Annotated in this window: 3 protein-coding genes and 3 pseudogenes; 3 read left to right on the forward strand and 3 right to left on the reverse strand. The window is 57.6% G+C overall.

Annotated features, from left to right (window positions below):
* Nucleotides 1–181, reverse strand: a pseudogene (locus AKG12_RS31260) (ISL3 family transposase); the annotation flags it as partial.
* Between the two features lie 42 nt (nt 182–223).
* On the opposite strand from AKG12_RS31260, the gene AKG12_RS28895 reads away from it, so the two are divergent.
* From AKG12_RS28895 to AKG12_RS30575, 3 genes and pseudogenes are all read left to right on the forward strand, one after another.
* Nucleotides 224–925: an IS6 family transposase gene (locus AKG12_RS28895; RefSeq protein WP_052821455.1), complete on the forward strand. Its 702-nt coding sequence runs from the start codon at nt 224–226 to the stop codon at nt 923–925.
* A 287-nt stretch (nt 926–1,212) separates the two neighbouring features.
* The gene (locus AKG12_RS28900) at nt 1,213–1,650 is read left to right on the forward strand and encodes a pseudoazurin (protein ID WP_052821456.1); all 438 of its coding nucleotides are present in this window, start codon (nt 1,213–1,215) and stop codon (nt 1,648–1,650) included.
* Nucleotides 1,651–1,899: 249 nt separating this feature from the next.
* Nucleotides 1,900–2,076 (forward strand): annotated as a pseudogene (locus tag AKG12_RS30575) (IS66 family transposase); the annotation flags it as partial.
* A gap of 172 nt (nt 2,077–2,248) precedes the next feature.
* On the opposite strand, the gene AKG12_RS28910 reads toward AKG12_RS30575, so the two are convergent.
* Together AKG12_RS28910 and AKG12_RS28915 are read right to left on the reverse strand one after the other, a co-directional pair.
* Complete coding sequence (locus tag AKG12_RS28910; protein ID WP_052821458.1) at nt 2,249–2,689, reverse strand: CopD family copper resistance protein; 441 nt, start codon at nt 2,687–2,689, stop codon at nt 2,249–2,251.
* Nucleotides 2,690–2,711: 22 nt separating this feature from the next.
* Nucleotides 2,712–3,328, reverse strand: a pseudogene (locus tag AKG12_RS28915) (hypothetical protein); the annotation flags it as partial.

A 3,328-nucleotide genomic window follows, 5' to 3' on the forward strand; every position in this document is an offset into this window, starting at 1 on the left:
AAAGGTCGTCGCGGCCGATGGTCATGAGACGCGCAATGGTCCTGGCCGAAGGCGCTCGGCTCAACGCGCCCGCATCGACCTTCTCTGCTTTTCGACGGCGTGTGGCCCACTCGGTGACAACTCGAAGACAGCCGCGGAACCCTTGGCTCTTGAGTTGCCGCCATAGCTCCGTTCGGCATCGTCAACTTAACGGAATGTGGAACTCGATATGCGATGATGGGCCATGACAGAGCCTAATCCACTATATCGCCGCCATCGCTTTCCCGCTGAAATCATTGCCCATGCCGTGTGGCTCTATTTCCGCTTCCCTCTCAGCCTGCGAATGGTCGAGGACTTGCTGGCTGCCCGCGGCGTCATTGTCTCGCATCAAACGGTCCGGCTGTGGGCGGAGAAATTCGGACGGGCCTTCGCCAACGAGATCCGCCGCCGTTCAGTTGGTCGGCTCGGCGACAAGTGGCATCTCGATGAGGCCGTCGTTTCGATCCGTGGAAAGAAGCACTGGCTCTGGCGCGCAGTGGATCAGGACGGTTTCGTCCTGGAGGTTCTGGTGCAAAGCCGCCGCAATGCCAAGGCGGCCAAGCGCCTGATTCGCAAGCTGTTGAAGGGCCAAGGACGAGCTCCGCGGGTAATGGTCACCGACAAGCTTCGCTCCTACGATGCCGCAAAGCGGGAGATCATGCCGGGTGTCGAGCATCGCTCACACAAGGGCTTGAACAATCGCGCTGAGAATTCCCATCAGCCAATCCGACGGCGAGAGTGGATCATGAAACGCTTCAAGTCGAGGCGACATCTTCAGCGTTTCGTCTCCATCCACGATCCCATCGCCAACCTGTTCCAAATCCCCCGCCACGACATCTCCTCCGGCCATCATCGCGAATTGCGTTCAGCGGCGATGAAACTATGGGCGAAAATCGCCCGAGCGTGACCAAAAACTCGGCCGGCGTCATGGTGTGTCTTCGTTGCCGTTAAGTTTACGATGCCGGTGGGAGATCTGTGGACTATCACCGCGAGGGTCAGTCGTCCTACCCATGCGGACCCGTAGATTTCGAATTCTCTGTCTTGGCCAAATCGGCATCAAAGCGGAACTTTACGTTTTTCCTTGGGTTGAACGGGCATCCATGGTTGTATGTTCAGACAAGGGTTGCCTCACGCCCGTAGTTCCATCACCCACGCTGCCGTCGTCGGCTGAATAAATATCAAGGAGAAAAAACAATGAATCTTTTTGCAACGACTCTCATCGGAGGCGCTGTTTCAGTGTTGATAGGCAGTAGCGCAATCGCTGCGGACTTCGAAGTTGATATGCTCAACAAGGGCTCCGATGGGGTGATGGTGTTCGAGCCGCTTCTGTCAAAAATCGCTGTCGGCGACACTGTCACCTTTGTGCCAAAGGACAAGGGCCACAACGCTGAAGCCATAAAAAACATGGTTCCTGACGGCGCAGAGCTGTTCAAGGGAAAGGTCAATGAAACAGTAAAGCAGACGTTCAATACGCCCGGAGTCTATGTCATAAAGTGCACGCCGCATTATAGTATGGGTATGGTTGCGGTGATCGTTGTGGGAGAGAACCCCGCCAATGTACAGGCGATCAAGGAGGCGAAATTGCCGAAGAAAGCGCGCGAGCGGACCGACAAGGCACTGTCGCAGCTTTAAGTGAAAGTGCGAACTGCCACCAAACGATACCAACGGCCGGTCAAGCGATCGGCCAAACTCACCGGAATTCTGCTCGAGGATGAGGTTCACAACAAGGGTACCGACAGACGGTGCAAGCTGCATTACGCACAGTCGATGGCCGTCGGCGCTAGTTCTCTCTATCTTTGGAAAAAAGGAGCTGGCACAATCTCTGGACAACCCAGACCTCCTAAGCGATCCCCTACGCACTCACCCGATGCGAAGCAGCGTGAGGGAATACTGACCGATGAGCGCATTGAGATCGACTCCAACATTGTCGAGCGCGCGATCAGGCCTCAAACAACTACGAGAAAACAGTCTATTCGCCAGCAGCAGAGATGGCCCACGGTCGCCCTCTTGCAGACAATCAAAATGAACGGCGTCGATCCGCACAACCAACTCCCAGAGCTTCCGTAACGCTCAAGGCGAGCCAGTCTACGGAGCTCGAGGCTGATACCGTGAAACTATAGACCTCACGCCATCAGCTAACTTCTTCCTTGCGCAGGATCCCGCCGATCTGGACTGATTCTTCGTGCGCCCCTCGATAGTCTGGCGAAGCAGGCCTTTTCGCTCGAGATCGTCACCAGCTGATGTAAAACATTGCTTTCGCCAGGAAAACGATGAGGACCACATGGAAGAAGACGCTGAGGTGTATGACTTTCGTGTGCCTAGACCTCAGCTTACCACGCGCGCCAAGGATCACAGCCGTGATGAAATGCGCCAGAACGCTAGCCGCCAGCGCGATCTTGATCGACAGCAGTGTTGCAAAACTGCTGTCGAGGGGACGGGCGAGGTCTTCGCGATATTGCCAGGCCATGGTTACGCCTGCCATATAGAGCACCGCAATGACGAACGGCATCAGGCGGCGCGCCCGCCAGCCGATTTCCGTTTCCACCTTGCGCATCGCGTCCGGCCCCACCCGCTTGCTGATGCCTTCCAAAACGAGAACTTCGAAGAAGACAGTCCCGACAAACAGGATAGCGGCAAAAAGGTGAAGCGTAAGAAGCGCGAAATGGCTCATGATCTTCGTCGGACTCCGTCACTTATCCAGTAACCGCACCCTCGTCGGCCGGGCGGGCGAGCGCTGCGAACTTGGCGAGCACGCCGCGCTTGTAGCGGGGTTCGGGTTGCTTCCAGGCCGCGCGGCGACGGGCAATCTCGGCCGCGTCCACGTCCAGTCGAAGGAGTAGGCGCTGCGCGTCGATGGTGATGGAATCCCCCTCCTCCACAAGCGCGATGGTTCCGCCCACATAGGCCTCTGGCGTGACATGGCCGACGACCATGCCCCAGGTGCCTCCAGAAAACCGGCCGTCGGTGATGAGCCCAACGCTTTCGCCAAGGCCCCGGCCGACCAGCGCCGAGGTCGGCGCCAGCATTTCCGGCATGCCCGGCCCGCCTTTCGGTCCGAGGTAGCGCAGTACCACGACATCGCCCGGCCGAATGCGATCGGCCAGGATCGCCTCCATGGCGGAAGACTCATCGTCAAAAACCCGCGCCGGACCGGAAATCACCGGGCTTTTCAGTCCGGTGATCTTGGCCACCGCACCATTTTCGGCAAGGTTGCCCTTGAGGATGGCCAGATGGGGCTTGTCGCAAACCTTGCAGTAGGCTGAGACTACCCCGCGAACGGTGGCATTTTCACGCTTTGTTAACCTTTTGA

The sequence above is a fragment of the Agrobacterium sp. SUL3 genome (assembly GCF_001263295.1).
GTDB classification, from domain to species: domain Bacteria; phylum Pseudomonadota; class Alphaproteobacteria; order Rhizobiales; family Rhizobiaceae; genus Agrobacterium; species Agrobacterium tomkonis.

Coding starts and splice junctions, on each gene's coding strand:
- AKG12_RS28900 (WP_052821456.1), top strand. CDS start 1,213: ATGAATCTTTTTGCAACGACTCTCATCGGAGGCGCTGTTTCAGTGTTG.
- AKG12_RS28910 (WP_052821458.1), bottom strand. CDS start 2,689: ATGAGCCATTTCGCGCTTCTTACGCTTCACCTTTTTGCCGCTATCCTG.
- AKG12_RS28895 (WP_052821455.1), top strand. CDS start 224: ATGACAGAGCCTAATCCACTATATCGCCGCCATCGCTTTCCCGCTGAA.